We start from the raw sequence: 16482 nt of genomic DNA, 5'->3' as shown, positions 1-16482 counted from the left end.
AACCCTCTCCCCAAAAAGGAGAGGGAGCTAGAGCGCGGTTGTTGTCAGGTATAGAAGTCACTCTGCGGCACTTATCCAAAAACAGCGGCTACGGTGCTGTAATCAGGTTACGTGCCAGCCGCAAGGTGAAGCGCACCCCAGGCGACTGCGGAGCCACCAGGATCTCCCCGCCCAGGCTGTGCGCCAACTGCTGGGCAATCGTCAGGCCAATGCCGGTGCCTGATACGCCCTCGGTAATACCTGACTTCACCCGGTAAAAGGGCAGGAAAACCATCCTGAGCTCTTTCTCAGAGATACCGGCACCATAATCCCGCACGTGAATATCGACATAATCTGCACTGCACGCCACCTGCACATCGACCTGTTTCCCGGCCGTGGCATACTTCTCTGCGTTGCTCAGCAGGTTATTGATAATCTGCGTCAGGCGATCGATATCACTCTGCACCACCACGTTTTCCCCTAACGAGAGGGAAATCGCCATTCCCTTAGCCTGGTATGACAGCATAAAAGTCTGAGCAATCTTCGCCAGCAGCGGGTTGAGGTCAATGGGCTGAATGTGCAGCTTCGGCTCACGGGTAAAACTCAAAATGTTCTGGATCAGGCGCGATAGGCGCTGGCTCTCACCGATAATCACGTCCAGGTAACGTAGTCCTTCATCGTGCTGTTCATCCAGCTCTTCTTTCAGCAACTCTGCATACAGCGTGATATTGGTCAGCGGCGTTTTCAGCTCGTGGGACACCTGACTGACAAAACCCACCTGCTGGCGCGCCAGCCGTGCCGTCTGGGTGTATTCCCGGTAAAGGCGGAAAATGATCAAGCCCATGATGGCCAGCATTAGCAGGATAAACGCCCCGCCCCACAGGTAGACCGCCGTAGTGCTGGCCGCTTTGCCGTAATAGCTCACCTGCCAGCCGGTAAGCGGATAAGGCAGGCTCTGTTCGGCCAGCGGCTGCTGATTATCCAGCACGATATAAGGATTGCTTTGGTACAATCGGCGTCCGTTCTCTACCAGCACCAGCGTATCGCTGCCAAAATCGACGTTGATCGTATTAATCACGTCCGACAACAGCTTGATATAAGGGATCCGAAATCCGATGGTATCGCTGCCGATATTGCGCCAGTAGATCAGCAGCGGCTCCTGCACCTCACCGGTGATGTACCAACCAGATTGTGGGATCGCCATTTCACTTTTTACATTGTGGCCGTAAAGCAAGGAAGGATCGTTCACCAACGGCGTGATGGCCTGAACCCAGGCGAGCTCTTTTTGGCTCAGCGGGCCGTTTTCATTGGGGTACAGCAAACGATTTTTCTGCAGGACAAACACGCCATCAATGTCGTAATCCTTCTCGACCAGCTCCTTGAGCGCCTGCTCATTTGGTTGAATGTAGTCGGTGATCGCGTCCAGCCGCGTCGCTTTCTGCCGCAGGATATCCATGACGTTGTCGCTGGCCTGCATGACGCGCGTCTGCGCCATGGTCTGGGATTGGTAATGGCGTAACAGCACTTCGTGCTCAAGGGTGCGCACTCCCAGATAGGCGATCAGGCTGAAGACCGCCACGGTGATGATGATAAAAACCGTCAAACTTCTGGAAGTACGCTGGCTCATTAGGCTCCCTGCTACTGGTTCTTCTGGGTTTTGATGTTGTAGTTCTGCTCTTTCACTGCCTTACGGGTCGATTCCTTGCTGTCGCTCTCCATTTTACCCATCAGGTCTTTGTTCTTCTGCGCGCTGGCTTCGGCTTTTTGTCTGGCTGGGGCGGCGCTGACGGGTAGACTTTCCAGTGCTGCCGCGTTAGCGCTAAATACCTGTTTGGCCTCTTCCATTTTGCCTGCATCCATCAGCTCTACCGCACGCTCATTTTCAATCGCTGCCTTCTGAATGGCCGAATCTACCAACACATCATCAACCTGCGCTGCGCTGACGTCCTTAGCGGATTGGCTATAACGTACAGCCACTTTTTCATCAAAGGTATCAACCTGCTTGGTACTCAGGTTGGCGTAACGCACGTTCACATCGGCCAACGGTTTACTCTGGGCGTTGCTGCCCTTGGCCGGGATCACTTCCAGCAGAACATATTTTTCCTGATTGGAATATAACTGGTTCAGTTTTACGGTGACCGTGTTGCCGCTGATGCTGCCATCACGCCCCAACAGACGAACCGGTGTGACCTTATCGGCTGTCTTGATCACCACCACCACGTCCTGCGCCACCACGGACATGGCATCGTTAAACTCGTGGGCGAAAGTCTTTTCCAAATCGCTGGATTGCTCAACAAAGGCATGATTACCATCACTATAGCCGGCAATGGTGGTCATCAGGTCTTCATTGTAACCATCACCAATGCCGATGGTGGTAATGGCGATACCTTGCTTGGCCGCCAGTTTGGCCAGCTCGGCCAGTTCACTGTTGGAGGTTGGCCCAACGTTGGCCTGCCCGTCGGAGAGCAAAACAATGCGGTTAACCTGCTCTTTATCCAGATGTTTGCTTACCTGATCGATGCCCTTGCTCACCCCGGCAAACAGCGCCGTCATCCCACGCGGTTCAATGCTCTGGTTGATTTTATTAATCAGCTGCTTTTTATCTTTAACCTTGGTAGCCGGGATCACCACCTCAACCCCAGAGTCGTAGGCTACGACCGAAAGCGTGTCATTATCGTTGAGCATGTTAACAGCGGCGATCGCCGCCTTTCTGGCGTTTTCGATGCGATCGCCACTCATTGAGGTAGAGCGGTCGATGACCAGCGCCAGATTGATCGGGCTGCGTTTTTCCTGCGGCAGCGGATAGCCCACCAACGAGATTTTCAGGTAGTTCTTATCTTGGGTATTTTCCAACACCACAGGCGAAGCAACTTCAGACTTTACGACGACCTTGGGGGCTGCCGGGGCTGCACTGGCACTCCATGGCAACACAGACAGGGTGAATAACGCAAAAATACATTTCAGATCCATGGTGAAGCTCCTTGTCAAAAGAATCGCATCTATTCTTGCCCCTATCGTCCGGCGAGTTGTCTGTTATCTGTATAAAGATGTAAAAAATGGGTAAAAGTTGCCGTTACTACGATCGCATTGCTTGCAACCCCCTCAGACTCACACGCGGTAAGAAACATATCACTTTTAAGCCCAGAGTGTCGCCTAAAACGCCTTCCCCAACACCGGCTAAAAACCAGTTAATTCCTATAATAAGGTTAGCTTAAATCTATTAAAAAGTATTATCATCCCTGTGTACCGGCATGCTCTTAAAGAAACTTCACTGATGTTACCGGATGAACTTATCTCTATATATTCATTCGCAGGTGACATTATGTTTAATATCTACAGCGTTAACTACTCTTCAATGAGCAATGAGAAATCTGAAGATCTCTTTATGTTAAGAAAAAATACTTTTAAAGACAGGCTACAATGGGCAGTAGACTGTTCTGACGGCAAGGAGGTCGATCAGTTTGATAATGACAAGACCAACTATATTTTTGGCGTAGAGAATGGCATGATTATATGCGGAACCAGGATGATCGACATGAAACACCATAATATGTTGAACAGTACATTCTCCTCATTCTTTAACAATGTCAGCATCCCAGAAGGTAATTACATTGAATCCACACGTTTCTTCGTGGATAAAGAAAGAACCCACTCGCTGTTAGGCCGTAAGTTTCCCGTCACTATGGCTTTGTTTCTCTCGCTGATTAACTATGCGCGGCAGCACCACTATGATGGCATTCTTGCCGTCGCCAGCCATCCGATGATGCATATCATCAGAACCTCCGGCTGGAATGTCACCGTGTTGGAAACCGGTGTTTCCGAGAAAAATGAGCCGGTCTATCTGCTGCTCGGCCATGTCGATCCTGAGAGCCAAAGGAAGCTAAAAGCCAGGATATTCAGCAAGCACAGCACAGCGGACGAAGCCAGGCTGAACGACTGGCCGCTGGCGGCTGAGCCTTCTCTGTAATCAACTAACCGGTTTAATCAGCTGAAGTTCCACACCTAGACGTATTGCATGCCGGGCATTTGCTACCCCCAGTTTTTTGACGATATTGGCCATATGGAACTTGACCGTACGCGTAGTGATCCCCAGGATCATCCCCGTTTCCTGGTAGGTTTTTCCCACGCTGGCCCAGTAGAGGATTTCGTTTTCACGTTCGGTAAATTGGGCGCTTTTTTCTGAGCGAGAGGCATTTTTTTCTGACAGCGAATTCAAAGTTAGATAAATCTCATGTACTGACGCCAGTAATACGGAGATATCACCTTTATTCTGGATCAGCGTTTGGGTTATTTCCGCTCTGGTTTCAGGGGCAAGAATAAAAGATAACGTGACCAGGTTATTATTATAATCATGCAATACAAACGTATAGCCGTTATTCAAACCAAACTTCCTGGCCCGTTCGAAGAGTGCGGAAAAATGAAACCCTCCGCCCGTCATCAGATTTTCATCCCAGGAAAAAGGCGTTAGCCGGTTCAGCGCTGTGATCACCACTGGATCGGTATACTGTAAACCATTGGCTTTATAATGTTCTACCCATTCACCGGGATAGTTAGTTACCCCAAAGATACAGGACATATCTTTTTTGGATAACACCACATACGCCCAGATGAGTTCCCCGAGATCGTTTAATGCCGCTTCGAGGTGCTGTTTGATAATGTTACTGATATGTTCTTCGTTTTCCATTAACCGCTCACCCCCGACAACTCAAATAAATTCCACCTGGCCAAATATACCAGATAAGCACGCCTGGCCGAAAGCACCGAGTTTTCATAGCCAGGCATCATTTTATTCGAAATAGACCTCGGGGTTATCTGCCAACGAAACGAAATTCTTCGTGTTTTTATCCAGCGTGCGGATCTCGCCACTTTCGATATCGTACACCCAGCCGTGCAGGCGTAGGGCATTGTCACGTAGACCAACGGCAACGGACGGGTGAGTCTTAATATTATTTAGCTGGGCTATAACGTTCTCTTCAACCATAGCGTTAACTTTGTCAATTTCGCTATCCCAGGTTTTCTTCTCTACCACCGCTTTTGCCGCGTCCGCATAGTGCAGCCAGTGGGCAACAGCAGGCATCGGGTCAAGGCACTGACAGGAAGCTATAGCCTTCATGGCGCCGCAGTTCGAGTGGCCGCAAATCACGATATCAGTAACGCCTAGCGCCACAACCGCGTATTCGATGGTCGCGGACACCCCACCCGGCTCCGGGCCAAAGGAAGGGACGATGTTGCCTGCGTTACGGATAACAAAAAGCTGCCCCGGCTCTTGCTGAGTCACAAGCTCGGGTACCAGGCGGCTGTCAGAACACGAAATAAAAAGCGCTTTAGGGTTCTGGCTGGAGGCAAGGCTGCGGAAGAGTTCCTTACGCTGAGGGAAAATCTCTTTCTGGAAACTGAGGAAACCTTCAATAATATGTTGCATAGCACATTCTCTAGATCTGTAGTCTCGATCACATGATAAGCATCACTCCCTGTTAGTCCAGTCCTCGTAGGCAAAAAAGAGCGCTTCAAGAAACCACGGAACATGCCTACTAAGGCAAGAACGCTTCGTTAGGCCAGACTTTTTGGTGAGAGGCTGAAGCTTGCGGGTCTTCGGCGCAAACTGACGGCCAAACAGGTGGCAGAACGGGCAGGTATGTCGCCAATGACGACGCTGCGCTCACTTGAAGCAGGGGGAGCAGGAGTTACTATAGGCGCATATCTGTCTGTCATGCAGGTGTTAGGGCTTGAAAGCGATCTGAATCAGTTGGCAACCGAAGATCAACTAGGCCGCCAACTTCAGGATTCTCGGCTGATAAAGAGCAATATCGTATTCACTTCCCAGGCAAAACCGAGTAAAGCACCGGTAGACAAAAAGCCGCGCTCTGAGGTTGCCTACAGGTACGAAGGATCAGATAAGCAGGCAGCTACAACAACGAAAGCTGGCCCCGTAACAAACAATACGGCCCACAAAGTGACAGGCACAACGTAGGCTGATCGGGCTGCCCTGTTAAAACCATTGAAGAAGTCAATCAAAGGAAGTTAACGATGGCAATGATCGGGGTATATGCAGACTGGGATGGAATGCGCGGGCCAAAGCGAATTGGCTTCCTGCATAGCCGACAAACTCGTACGCGAGAGTTATTTGAATTTCAGTATGATCCTCTAGCACTGACCGATCCCGACCTCAATCGTTTGCAACTTGATCCAGAAATCCATTTATTCGAAGGAGCCCAACACCCCACTCATCCACGGGATAAATTCAGCATATTTGGCGACTCCAGTCCCGATCACTGGGGCCGAATGGGCAGGCGTGATGGGGGTAGCATTGTGCGCCTCGGCTAAAAGGCTATGGTTTTGCTAACTGACTATATTGGATAATATCACCATCAGTTATATTTGATGCAGAAACAAGTAAGTAATGTTTTTCATCAACAATCTTAACTTCATCATCTTGTACAACTAACTCAAACATTGCGATTTTATTATCTGCCATAAACTGAGCAGAAACAGCTTTGCAAATTAATTGAGGAAATTTCTCAGCACAGCATAAAATATCCTGTTTAGTCTGAACTACAGCATGCTTATCGTTACCACCTTTAGCTTGCACTGGTATAACGAATTGCCTCCCATATTTATCTACCGCAACATATATCTCATCTATTTCTATTTGACCAACCCCCTTGACAGTGGTCCTTAGATGATTTTGGAGAGAGGATGCAGTAATGCCAAGAAATGTATCAATAAGCCTGTTGTAACGAACTTTAGCCAACAACGCTTGCTCATCGCTTAAAGCATAACGCTCGATTATCTCAGGTGTCGCATCTGGTATTTTTATCGTCACCAGATCATCTCTTGGCACGACCCTGTTCATCTTGACTTGATGGAATTTATAACCTGCTCTTTTAACCCCACTAATTATCCATTCGTAACCAGCCTCAGCCGTGTTGACAATTTTTTCAGGAAGATCAATCCTGTATCTTACTGAATAAATAACATCACCCAAATTTTTGGGGATATCAACCCCCAATTCGGTAGCCATCACCCCGATTTCTGTTCTATTAAATTCAAATTCTCGCATCCCTTCTTGATAATGGGAGAAAAATATTTTCTCAATGATGGCGAGATAATTATTACTCTTACTCATTGATAGTTTCCTTTTTTTCTTTCCGAGTTCTTTGGGCTATGGTATCGGCTGGAACTTCGAAGAGTTTTGCAGCAGTTTTCATATCAACCGTTAATAGCCAGTCATCCACAAGCTTTACAACATTCTCTGGTTTTGTAGGCGTTATATTCAGCTTATCAATAATCACTGAAGCAACAGCTCTAGCCAAATATGGAGGAACACTATTACCTAATTGCCTAAACCCATGCCATTTTGTGCTATGAAACCTAAACCAATCCGGATAAGAGTGTAAACGGGCAGCTTCACGCACAGTAATAACTCGTGGCAATGTAGGATGAATAGGACGGGGTGAGGTAAATGCACCACGGGCACTATCAGTACCTGCCCGTAAAGTATTACACAGACCATTCAAATCAAGTTTTCTAAACCTACTCACAGGCTCAGTTTCACCATTTGGGGTCGCAATAAATCTATCTTGAGATAACTGCGTATGTTCTGTTCTTAAACTTGAACTTAATAAACTCTTATTAAAATCACGCTCGTATCCATAATCATTTTTATCTTTCTCAAGACCACGAAGGATCCGAGCATATTTAGATTTTGTAGTCCAGTTAGTTTGAACAAAGTCTTGTTTTTTAAGCTCAGGAAATGTATCAGCGTCAGGGAGATCCGATATTGCTTCTCCTACTGTTACAGAATGCTCTACAGATTGTGGATAAGAGGGTAACTCTTGTCCCCGCTTAGCGGCAATTAAAAATAATCTTTCTCTACTCTGGGGAACTCCAAATTTAGAAGCATTCAAAACTTTGTAAGGTGTAAGAACCTTATAACCGGCCTCATTTAATGACTCGATAATTTCACTAAGGAATTTTGCATGTTTACCAATAGTTAATCCTTTAACATTTTCAAAGACACAGTATTTAGGGGATAACTCATTGACCAACCTAACAAAATGAGAGACCAACTGGTTTCTAGGGTCATCTAAAGCCCTTTTTCCAATTAATGAAAAACCTTGGCAAGGCGCACCACCAAATACAACGTCTATTTCTTTTCCTTCTAAGCTGGCTAGCTTTCTAATATCATTACCCGATAAGTTTTCGACACTGGAACAAATAGTAGTACAGAGAGGGAAATTATATCTATGTGTAGCACAATGGATCGGATCTATTTCAACAGATGCTGCAATATCGAAGCCTGCCTTTTCGAAACCTAAGGACATTCCACCCGCACCAGAAAAAAGATCGATACCTATTGGCCTAACCATATAAACCTCAATAAATTCAATGAAATTGATAAAAAAATTACTTAATTTAACTACTGTACCATAAACATACATGTACATAAACACAGTTTCATGTCACTTTTTAGCTGTATGTTTCAACACCTCAATAATCTCTTTAGCAAAATCATAAGGAGTGACATGCTTGTGTTGATTTGCACTCAGGTAGTTAGCCCACCACTGAACCATCAAGCGAAAAACTCAGGGAAGCGGCTAGAGGGTAACGCCGCGCTTTGGTCGTCGATAGCACCCCCAGCCATATCACTGGCCGAGTTTGAGTCAATGTAATCGTTCTGGACAGCATAGCGCATAATGGCCGTAACTCGCTGTTGAAGGCGCTGCGCTACATCATGCTTACCGCTAGCATCAACCTTTTTAATCGGAGCTAACAGGTGGCTGGTTTTGAACTGGCGGATATCTGACGAGCCGATATACGGGAAGATATAAAGCTCAAGATACAAACCGCCACTATCGACCATTTTGTAGGTTTTGTCTTTGGGCTTTGCGGTCTCGACCTGTCTGGCGTTGAGCTTCATTTAGGGGCACATTTCTAATCGAAGTTGAATGCCCCCGATTATGCTCCCAGTGGTTTCCTGATTGCAACGGATGTACTCGGACGTATTCAGACCAAAAAAAAAGCCTTTCGGCTTTAATTTTAGTAACTTACGGACTGTTACGGACGTTCTCGAACATACTAATGGTGCCGAAGGCCGGACTCGAACCGGCACGTATCTCTACGGTTGATTTTGAATCAACTGCGTCTACCGATTTCGCCACTTCGGCACTGAAGTAGTATGCGGAAAACGTGGGCATTATACCTTCCCACTTGCCTCGCGCAACACTTATCAAGCATTCAACGAGTTGAATGTTGAAAAAAACGTCACTCGTCGATTTTCTCGGCTTATCCTGCTCATTTATTGCCCTGAACTTGCTCCATCAGCGACGGTGATCACCCCCAACCCTCCCATAGAGTGAGGAAGCCGTCCGAGCCGGTTTGTTAGTGCCAGGGTGGTTTCCCAAGACGCAGGTTTTAAACAGTGGGCAGGTAGGCAATCTAATCAGCTGCCCCACCGCCATTCTGCACTTTTTTGTTACACCTCACACTTTTCATCACAACCTTCTGTGACTCCACCCATCACAACAATAAAAAATAAGACATTGAATTTAAATAATTTTACACCAAAAAACCATACATCTACCCACCCACCCTTCTGTGATACGCATCATTTTTTTGTTAAATCAGATGATTGAATATTAATAACATAACAAAAAATAACAGCCACCCAGCGGCACCATCGCTACCGACCAGGAGTTGAGGATGATCCCATCGGAACGCCGCGATTTTATCTATCGCTATGTACATGAGTATCAGTTGGTCACCATCGTGGCCCTGGCCGAGTTGATGAGCGTTTCACATATGACCGTCAGGCGCGACATCCATCAACTGGAAGAAGAAGGCAAGGTGATCAGCGTCAGCGGCGGGGTGCGCCTGAGTGACGCGCTACGCCAGGAGCTGGCCTACAAAGAGAAGGCCCAACTGCATCACCGGCAAAAACGGGCCATCGGCAAATATGCCGCCGGGCTAGTCGAGGATGGCCAGGTGGTCTATCTGGACGCGGGCACCACCAGCTTCGAGATCGCCCGCCAGCTGGCCGAACGCTTCAACCTGACCGTGGTCACCAACGATTTTTCCATTATCCAGCACCTGATGAATCGCCCGCAGCTCAACCTGTTTCACACCGGTGGGCGGGTCGATCAACGCAACTATTCCTGCGTCGGCAGCTGTGCCGCCATGCTGTTGCGCACCCTGAATATCGACGTGGCCTTTATCAGCACCAGTTCCTGGGATCTGGAGCATGGCCTGTCTACCCCGCACGAAGAGAAAGTGCTGGTGAAACAGGCGCTGCTGGACGTTGCCCGGCGCAAGGTGCTGGTTTCCGACAGCAGTAAATACGGCAAGTACGGCATGTTTCGCGTCTGCCCGCTGGCGGCGCTCGACGACATCATCTGCGATGCCGCACTGCCGCCAGAAACGCAGCAACAACTCCAAGAACGTGGCGTGCGGCTGCACAGCATCAACCTCTGATAACAACCCCTACAAGAAAAAGGAATATAACTATGAAGGTCATCATTACCGGTGGAGCAGGTTTTTTGGGTCAACGTCTGGCAACCGCGCTACTGCAAGACAGTACGCTACCTTTTGACGAACTGGTTCTGGCGGATATCCAGCAGCCAAACGCCCCGCTAGCCGATCCACGAGTTCGCTGCCTGGCACTCGATCTCACTCAACCCGATGCCGCCGATCTGCTAATCGACAGCAAGTGCAGCGTGCTGTTTCACCTGGCCGCCATCGTCAGCAGCCATGCAGAAAGCGACTTCGATCTCGGGATGCAGGTGAACTTCGACGCCACTCGCCAATTGTTGGAAGCCGCCCGCCACAATGCCCCAGCGATGAAGTTTATCTTCACCAGCTCGTTGGCAGTGTTTGGTGGCCAGCTTCCGGCCACCGTCACCGATGAGTGCGCTGTGCAGCCACAATCCTCCTACGGCGCGCAAAAAGCCCTGTGTGAGCTGTTGATCAACGATTACGCCCGCAAAGGATTTGTCGATGCGCGGGTGCTGCGTCTGCCCACCATCAGCGTGCGCCCCGGCAAACCGAATAAGGCGGCGTCCTCCTTTGCCAGCGGCATCATCCGTGAACCACTGCACGGGGAGCCTTCGGTCTGCCCGGTCTCCCCGGAGTTGGCTCTGTGGCTGTCCAGCCCCGGCACAGTGGTACGCAACTTTATCCATGCCGCCACGCTGCCCGCCACGCAGTTTGGCACCTCACGCATCGTCAATCTGCCCGGCATCAGCGTCACGGTGCAACAGATGCTGACCGCGCTGGGGGAGGTAGCCGGTGAGCAGACTCGTGCCAGGGTGAGCTTTGTGCCGGATGAAGCCATCAACCGCATTGTCGCCAGCTGGCCGGGCAACTTCGATGTGCAACGCGCATTGGCGTTAGGCTTCTTCGCCGATGAGAACTTCCAACAGGTCATCCACGCCTTTATGCGCGATGAGATGCCACAGGCCGGGAGCTGATTATGGCACTTTATACTCCCATCATTGGTTTGGCGGTGGCCGTATTCGTGCTGGTGTGGCTGGTATTACGCACCCGGGTTCACGCACTGATCGCCATGCTGGCGGCGGCCTCTATCGCCGGGATCAGCGGCGGGCTGAGCGCCATGCAGACGGTGGATACCATCTCCAAAGGGTTTGGCAGTACGCTCGGTAGCATCGGGATTGTCATTGGTCTGGGGGTGATGATGGGCCGCGTGCTGGAAGTTTCCGGCGCGGCGGAGCAGATCGCCTTCAGCTTTATCAAGTGGCTGGGTAAAAAGCGCGAAGAGTGGGCGTTGGCGATCACCGGCTATATCGTCAGCATCCCGATCTTTGTCGATTCGGCCTTCGTCATCCTTTATCCGCTGGTCAAAGCGCTGGCCAAGAAGGGGCAACGCAACCTGCTGACGCTCGGCGTAGCCTTGGCTGGCGGCCTGATCATTACCCACCACGCGGTGCCACCAACACCGGGGCCATTAGGGGTGGCGGGGATCTTCGGCGTGGATATCGGCGCCATGATGCTGGCCGGGTTGGTGTTGGCCATTCCCTGCGTGATCGGCATTGTGATCTATGCACGCTGGCTCGGCACCTATTACCCTGATTTTACGCCGGAAAACCAGGATGAGGAACCGGAAGACCTGCGGGCCGCCCACCAGCGCTATCTGGCCGAGAAAGAAGCCAAGGTGCTGCCGAGCTTAACGCTATCGCTGTTGCCAATCATCGCGCCTATCGTGCTGATCTTTATCAACGCGGTGAACACTATGCTGGCCAAGTCTGAAGGAATGGCCTGGCTGGGGGAAAGCCTGTGGGGACAAGCCTTTGCCTTCCTCGGTGCACCGGTGATTGCATTAGCCATCAGCGTGCTGCTCGCGGTTTACACCCTGATGCCTAAGGTCGACAAACACGAGACGCTGGAGCGGCTGGAGGAAGGCTTGCAGGCCGCCGGGATTATCCTGCTGGTGACCGGTGCCGGTGGTGCGCTGGGGGCGGTGTTACGTGAAAGCGGTACCGGCACCTTGTTGGCGCAGCACGTCGCCAATCTGCCGCTGTCCCCGGTGTTGATCCCCTTCTTTATTGCTACGTTAGTGCGCTTGATACAGGGGTCGGGCACGGTAGCCATGATCACCGCAGCATCCATCTCGGCTCCCATCGTCAGCCAGTTGCCCGGTGTCAATATGCTCGCCGCCGCGCAGGCCGCCACCATGGGCGCGCTGTTCTTCAGCTACTTTAACGACAGCATGTTCTGGGTCGTCAACCGGATGATGGGCATCAAGGACGTTAAGCAACAGATGATGGTTTGGTCTGTGCCCACCACCCTCGCCTGGGCGATCAGCCTTGTCGGGATCCTGATACTGGATTGGTTGTTGTAAACGCCCCTCACCCTAGCCCTCTCCCACTGGGAGAGGGAACCGAACGGGCTATGAATTGACTTCCGCGCCTGATTACCCGCTCGATAAAGCTAGCAAAAACTTTCCTAATTATTTGATAACTAAAATAGTTTGACCTGGTTAGCATTATTCAGGATTGGTCAGACCTTTAGGGGTAGCGGATTGACCTCGATCAAAAATAACATACCGGCTGGTCGGTATGATCGCCGCATGAACACCTACGTCCATCGCAAAAAAGATCCGGAACGGCTGCAAGAGCAGCTGCTGGAAGCCGCCAGTATCATCGCAGCCAAAGATGGGATTGCCGCGCTGTCGCTAAACGCCGTCGCCAAACAGGCTGGGGTCAGCAAGGGCGGGCTGCTGCACCACTTTCCCGGCAGGCAGGAGCTGATCCACGCGCTGTTTATTCGCCTGCTGGCGGTGATGGATCGCGGCATTATGGCGCTGATGGCCGTAGACGATAACCCACGCGGGCGCTTCTCCCGGGCCTATCTGATGTACCTGGCTGGCATCAGTGAAACCGACACCAGCCGTCAATTGGCTCTGCTTTCGCTGGCCATGCCGGATGAGAGGGTGTTGCGTAAATGCTGGCGGGACTGGGTGCTGCAACATCTGGCCAACGCCGATGAACTGGATCGCAGCTACGTGGGTAATTTGGTGCGCTATGGTGCAGATGGCCTATGGCTTTCTGAACTCACGGAAGGAGTCACTATGACGTCGGAAGAACGGCTTGCATTGGTGACGAGACTGGCGGCAATGACCTTCGAGGAGTTTTAACCTCCTCGGTTCGCGGACAGCCAAACACCCAGGGGCGATAATGAAATATAAAATTAATGCCTTTCTTATTTATGACGCCACAGAAGGCTCGCTGAAGCTGGACGATGGCGGCAAGTCAGATAGCCAACTTACCATCACTGCCAACGCCCTGCTGTTCTTCATGATCCAGCATCCTGGCGTGATCAGCCGCGATACGGTGATGCAGCGGGTCTGGGACGACAACGGGCTGATGTCCTCCAACAGCAACCTGAATCAATACCTGAGCATCCTGCGCAAAGCCTTTCGCCGTTACGGTATTGAGAACGTGATCGTCACCGTGGCCCGTGGCCGGCTGGAAATCAACCCAGAGCTGGCGATCGAGGTGATCGATGATTCCTTGTTACATCCGGTGATGCACGCCAGCGAACATGAAACCCCTGTCGAGATAGCTCCAGTTCCAGAGCCTGTGCCGATAGTAGCGGCCATCACCAGCAACGATCGCTACTGGGGCTATGCCGCGGCGATGATATCTCTGTTGGCCATCGCGCTGATCGGCTGGTCATGGAGCAACAATGGCAGCCTGGCCCCTCTCACCTTCACCCCCGTCGCGCACGACCCCATTGAGGTGTTATCCACCGACACCATGATAAATCCAAGAATGCGCGAGAATTACCTGAAAAACTTTATGGCCGTCAAAGAAAAAAAGAACATTAAGTATGATAAGGACGAACGCTTTTTATTCTTTTACGGTGATAAGCTGCAATCCAACGGTTTAGGCCGGACGTTTCTCGCACACTGCGCCAAACATCAAGATAATACATTCAGCTACTGCGATAACTATTTTTATTATTCATGGAAATAAATTATGAAAACACTGAGCTGGGGGAAAAGGCTGTTTGCGGTCTCTATCATATTACTACTGGCCTCACTATTTATCACCTTCAAGCATAATGTTATCTGGGGCGATGATGCTTTAAACTGCTCAACCAAAGCTATTATGCATTTTGAAGATACCGTCACCGAATCCGTCAATGTCAACGTTCACTTTAACTTTAATGCCAAAGGTAAAGGTTCCATCGTGGTGGAGGGATATTCAGACTCGGTGGCAGGTTGGCTTTATTTACAACGCTATGTACAGTTTGATTACATCAGCAAGCGAGTTTCTCCCGGTGTTCGCTATTACCAGATCAACCGCTGGGTCTCCAGCAAGTCCTCTATCGATCAATCTCCCGACGTGATCTTTGATTACTTTATGCGGGAAATGTCAGATAGCCATGACGGCCTACAGTTGGCGATGGAGAAAATCAATGCCGACACCGTGTTACTCAGTTCGATCAACTCCCCACTGTTTATCTGCGCGTTGAAACCCGGTAGCCAGTTAGAGTAACGTCCGTTCCCCTGCAAGCCCGTTCCCCCCTGGTATTAAGCCTAAGCCTCTGCGCATTGGTTTTGTGGCCTTCCTCTCATTGCCCCATCCTAATCCTAAATAACCCAGGCTGACATCGCATGTAGCGCCCCTACAAATCGAGGCGGTTGAAGTTACCGCAAAATCCCTCCCCAAATAGCCAGAGCAAAAATCTGCGCTACCGCACAGTCTGCAAGCCACCCCGCTACCTAAAAAACCCATTTGATAACCATAGATTTAACATTGTTTTCCACCCCTGCGTGAATGCCAAAATCGGCCATTTCCTGCTAGGGAGCATAACTATTAATAAGCTGATTATCAGAGTAAACATGTAAAAACAGCATAAATTAAGGCTCACTTAAAGAGCAAAAAACTAAATAGATGCAGATTAATGAATTTATATTTTGAATGAACGCTAGGGGGGTATAGTGCCCTTAGCCGTCGGAAACCTTGATCCCCTCTTGGCCGAACGGCGCAGCAGATGACGACTCATAAACCGGCTTTGTGGAGGAAACAAAAATGGGTGATGCATTAGGCTTAATCGAAACCAAAGGGTTGGTGGCCTGTATTGAAGCGGCGGATGCCATGTGCAAGGCGGCCAACGTCGAACTGATCGGCTATGAAAACGTCGGTTCCGGCCTGGTCACCGCCATGGTGAAAGGTGACGTCGGTGCGGTAAAAGCCGCCGTCGATTCCGGCGTGGAATCCGCGCAGCGCGTAGGTGAAGTGGTGACCTCACTGGTTATCGCCCGCCCACATAACGACATCAACAAAATCGTGATTAAGCACAAAGCGTAACGACGCTTTTGAGGAGAACGGATCATGGGTGACGCATTAGGATTGATTGAAACCAAAGGGCTGGTGGCCTGTATTGAAGCCGCCGATGCCATGTGCAAAGCGGCCAACGTGGAGCTGATCGGCTATGAGAACGTCGGTTCAGGCTTGGTTACCGCGATGGTGAAAGGCGATGTCGGCGCGGTCAAAGCGGCGGTGGATTCCGGTATTGAATCGGCCAAGCGCGTTGGCGAAGTGGTCACCTCGCTGGTGATTGCCCGCCCGCATAACGATATCCAGAAAATCATCTCGCAGTACAAAATCACCGAATAACAAGGAATTCACTGATGAAAGATGCACTCGGATTGATCGAAACCAAAGGGTTGGTGCCCGCCATTGAAGCCGCCGATGCCATGTGTAAGGCTGCCAATATTGAACTGATTGGTTATGAAAACGTCGGCTCTGGCCTGGTCACCGTGATGGTGAAAGGCGACGTGGGTGCCGTTAACGCGGCGGTGGAATCCGGTATTGAAGCCGCCAGCCGGATTGGCGAAGTGATTTCATCACGGGTTATTGCACGCCCACATAATGATATTGAGAAAATCGCCTCACAGCATAAGGCGTAATTCAGCCTGATTACCGGCGGCGGCAGATAAGTACTCTACCCGATTGCAGAAAGTAAAAAATTAAACTCCTA

Annotated in this window: 17 protein-coding genes, 1 tRNA gene and 2 pseudogenes; 12 read left to right on the top strand and 8 right to left on the bottom strand. The window is 50.2% G+C overall.

The genetic code is table 11. From position 1 onward, the window contains the following. Positions 1 to 88: 88 nt before the first annotated feature. Together KAJ71_RS00280 and KAJ71_RS00275 are read right to left on the bottom strand one after the other, a co-directional pair. Positions 89 to 1606, bottom strand: a complete 1518-nt coding sequence (locus KAJ71_RS00280; protein ID WP_248943846.1) for a sensor histidine kinase — start codon at positions 1604 to 1606, stop codon at positions 89 to 91. 11 nt (positions 1607 to 1617) lie between these two features. After that, the gene (locus KAJ71_RS00275; RefSeq protein WP_248943844.1) at positions 1618 to 2949 is read right to left on the bottom strand and encodes a vWA domain-containing protein; all 1332 of its coding nucleotides are present in this window, start codon (positions 2947 to 2949) and stop codon (positions 1618 to 1620) included. Between the two features lie 352 nt (positions 2950 to 3301). Here KAJ71_RS00275 and KAJ71_RS00270 point away from each other — a divergent pair, with 352 nt between their 5' ends. Beyond that, positions 3302 to 3946 carry an acyl-homoserine-lactone synthase gene (locus KAJ71_RS00270; protein WP_248943843.1) on the top strand — a complete coding sequence of 215 codons (645 nt, stop codon included), beginning with the start codon at positions 3302 to 3304 and terminating at the stop codon, positions 3944 to 3946. Here the strand turns inward: KAJ71_RS00270 and KAJ71_RS00265 are convergent, their stop codons facing one another. Both KAJ71_RS00265 and KAJ71_RS00260 read right to left on the bottom strand, forming a co-directional pair. Then, positions 3947 to 4663 carry a LuxR family transcriptional regulator gene (locus KAJ71_RS00265; RefSeq protein ID WP_248943842.1) on the bottom strand — a complete coding sequence of 239 codons (717 nt, stop codon included), beginning with the start codon at positions 4661 to 4663 and terminating at the stop codon, positions 3947 to 3949. 102 nt (positions 4664 to 4765) lie between these two features. Beyond that, positions 4766 to 5401 carry a carbonic anhydrase gene (locus tag KAJ71_RS00260; protein ID WP_024530881.1) on the bottom strand — a complete coding sequence of 212 codons (636 nt, stop codon included), beginning with the start codon at positions 5399 to 5401 and terminating at the stop codon, positions 4766 to 4768. Between the two features lie 141 nt (positions 5402 to 5542). Between KAJ71_RS00260 and KAJ71_RS00255 the strand changes: the two are divergent. Together KAJ71_RS00255 and KAJ71_RS00250 are read left to right on the top strand one after the other, a co-directional pair. After that, positions 5543 to 5950: pseudogene (locus KAJ71_RS00255) on the top strand (helix-turn-helix domain-containing protein); the annotation flags it as partial. A gap of 56 nt (positions 5951 to 6006) precedes the next feature. Further along, on the top strand, positions 6007 to 6303 hold the full coding sequence (locus tag KAJ71_RS00250) for a hypothetical protein (protein WP_248943839.1): 297 nt from the start codon (positions 6007 to 6009) through the stop codon (positions 6301 to 6303). Positions 6304 to 6307: 4 nt separating this feature from the next. Here KAJ71_RS00250 and KAJ71_RS00245 read toward each other — a convergent pair whose 3' ends face one another. The 4 genes and pseudogenes from KAJ71_RS00245 to KAJ71_RS00230 form a co-directional block, all read right to left on the bottom strand. Continuing rightward, a complete protein-coding gene (locus KAJ71_RS00245) occupies positions 6308 to 7105 on the bottom strand; it encodes a hypothetical protein (RefSeq protein WP_248943837.1) in 798 nt (265 codons plus the stop codon). Continuing rightward, complete coding sequence (locus tag KAJ71_RS00240; RefSeq protein WP_248943836.1) at positions 7098 to 8426, bottom strand: DNA cytosine methyltransferase; 1329 nt, start codon at positions 8424 to 8426, stop codon at positions 7098 to 7100. The genes KAJ71_RS00245 and KAJ71_RS00240 overlap by 8 nt, the downstream gene beginning before the upstream one ends. Before the next feature lie 128 nt (positions 8427 to 8554). After that, positions 8555 to 8899, bottom strand: a pseudogene (locus KAJ71_RS00235) (phage integrase central domain-containing protein); the annotation flags it as partial. A 162-nt stretch (positions 8900 to 9061) separates the two neighbouring features. Further along, a tRNA-Leu gene (locus tag KAJ71_RS00230) sits at positions 9062 to 9146 on the bottom strand. Positions 9147 to 9681: 535 nt separating this feature from the next. Between KAJ71_RS00230 and KAJ71_RS00225 the strand changes: the two genes are divergently transcribed. From KAJ71_RS00225 to KAJ71_RS00185, 9 genes are all read left to right on the top strand, one after another. After that, the gene (locus KAJ71_RS00225) at positions 9682 to 10449 is read left to right on the top strand and encodes a DeoR/GlpR family DNA-binding transcription regulator (RefSeq protein WP_248943835.1); all 768 of its coding nucleotides are present in this window, start codon (positions 9682 to 9684) and stop codon (positions 10447 to 10449) included. A gap of 32 nt (positions 10450 to 10481) precedes the next feature. Further along, on the top strand, positions 10482 to 11444 hold the full coding sequence (gene denD, locus KAJ71_RS00220; protein ID WP_248943834.1) for a D-erythronate dehydrogenase: 963 nt from the start codon (positions 10482 to 10484) through the stop codon (positions 11442 to 11444). Further along, a complete protein-coding gene (locus KAJ71_RS00215) occupies positions 11444 to 12832 on the top strand; it encodes a GntP family permease (protein WP_248944146.1) in 1389 nt (462 codons plus the stop codon). The genes denD and KAJ71_RS00215 overlap by 1 nt, the downstream gene beginning before the upstream one ends. Before the next feature lie 228 nt (positions 12833 to 13060). After that, positions 13061 to 13627 (top strand): TetR/AcrR family transcriptional regulator, encoded by a 567-nt coding sequence (locus KAJ71_RS00210; protein WP_248943833.1) that lies wholly within the window; start codon positions 13061 to 13063, stop codon positions 13625 to 13627. Positions 13628 to 13667: 40 nt separating this feature from the next. Further along, positions 13668 to 14468, top strand: coding sequence for a winged helix-turn-helix domain-containing protein (locus KAJ71_RS00205; protein ID WP_248943831.1), 801 nt, complete (start codon positions 13668 to 13670; stop codon positions 14466 to 14468). 3 nt (positions 14469 to 14471) lie between these two features. Beyond that, positions 14472 to 14993, top strand: coding sequence for a FidL-like protein (locus KAJ71_RS00200; protein WP_248943830.1), 522 nt, complete (start codon positions 14472 to 14474; stop codon positions 14991 to 14993). A gap of 537 nt (positions 14994 to 15530) precedes the next feature. After that, on the top strand, positions 15531 to 15809 hold the full coding sequence (locus KAJ71_RS00195) for a BMC domain-containing protein (RefSeq protein WP_004249182.1): 279 nt from the start codon (positions 15531 to 15533) through the stop codon (positions 15807 to 15809). 24 nt (positions 15810 to 15833) lie between these two features. Next, positions 15834 to 16118 carry a BMC domain-containing protein gene (locus KAJ71_RS00190; RefSeq protein ID WP_021807825.1) on the top strand — a complete coding sequence of 95 codons (285 nt, stop codon included), beginning with the start codon at positions 15834 to 15836 and terminating at the stop codon, positions 16116 to 16118. A 14-nt stretch (positions 16119 to 16132) separates the two neighbouring features. After that, positions 16133 to 16411 carry a BMC domain-containing protein gene (locus tag KAJ71_RS00185; protein WP_021179127.1) on the top strand — a complete coding sequence of 93 codons (279 nt, stop codon included), beginning with the start codon at positions 16133 to 16135 and terminating at the stop codon, positions 16409 to 16411. Positions 16412 to 16482 lie beyond the last annotated feature (71 nt).

The organism is Serratia silvae (genome assembly GCF_023282985.1).
GTDB lineage: Bacteria > Pseudomonadota > Gammaproteobacteria > Enterobacterales > Enterobacteriaceae > Chania > Chania silvae.
This window is presented reverse-complemented; position numbering and strand designations above follow the sequence as displayed.

Coding starts and splice junctions, on each gene's coding strand:
- KAJ71_RS00260 (WP_024530881.1), bottom strand. CDS start 5,401: ATGCAACATATTATTGAAGGTTTCCTCAGTTTCCAGAAAGAGATTTTC.
- KAJ71_RS00190 (WP_021807825.1), top strand. CDS start 15,834: ATGGGTGACGCATTAGGATTGATTGAAACCAAAGGGCTGGTGGCCTGT.
- KAJ71_RS00250 (WP_248943839.1), top strand. CDS start 6,007: ATGGCAATGATCGGGGTATATGCAGACTGGGATGGAATGCGCGGGCCA.
- KAJ71_RS00225 (WP_248943835.1), top strand. CDS start 9,682: ATGATCCCATCGGAACGCCGCGATTTTATCTATCGCTATGTACATGAG.
- KAJ71_RS00185 (WP_021179127.1), top strand. CDS start 16,133: ATGAAAGATGCACTCGGATTGATCGAAACCAAAGGGTTGGTGCCCGCC.
- KAJ71_RS00195 (WP_004249182.1), top strand. CDS start 15,531: ATGGGTGATGCATTAGGCTTAATCGAAACCAAAGGGTTGGTGGCCTGT.
- KAJ71_RS00240 (WP_248943836.1), bottom strand. CDS start 8,426: ATGTACATGTATGTTTATGGTACAGTAGTTAAATTAAGTAATTTTTTT.
- KAJ71_RS00245 (WP_248943837.1), bottom strand. CDS start 7,105: ATGAGTAAGAGTAATAATTATCTCGCCATCATTGAGAAAATATTTTTC.
- KAJ71_RS00280 (WP_248943846.1), bottom strand. CDS start 1,606: ATGAGCCAGCGTACTTCCAGAAGTTTGACGGTTTTTATCATCATCACC.
- KAJ71_RS00210 (WP_248943833.1), top strand. CDS start 13,061: ATGAACACCTACGTCCATCGCAAAAAAGATCCGGAACGGCTGCAAGAG.
- KAJ71_RS00275 (WP_248943844.1), bottom strand. CDS start 2,949: ATGGATCTGAAATGTATTTTTGCGTTATTCACCCTGTCTGTGTTGCCA.
- KAJ71_RS00205 (WP_248943831.1), top strand. CDS start 13,668: ATGAAATATAAAATTAATGCCTTTCTTATTTATGACGCCACAGAAGGC.
- denD (WP_248943834.1), top strand. CDS start 10,482: ATGAAGGTCATCATTACCGGTGGAGCAGGTTTTTTGGGTCAACGTCTG.
- KAJ71_RS00200 (WP_248943830.1), top strand. CDS start 14,472: ATGAAAACACTGAGCTGGGGGAAAAGGCTGTTTGCGGTCTCTATCATA.
- KAJ71_RS00265 (WP_248943842.1), bottom strand. CDS start 4,663: ATGGAAAACGAAGAACATATCAGTAACATTATCAAACAGCACCTCGAA.
- KAJ71_RS00270 (WP_248943843.1), top strand. CDS start 3,302: ATGTTTAATATCTACAGCGTTAACTACTCTTCAATGAGCAATGAGAAA.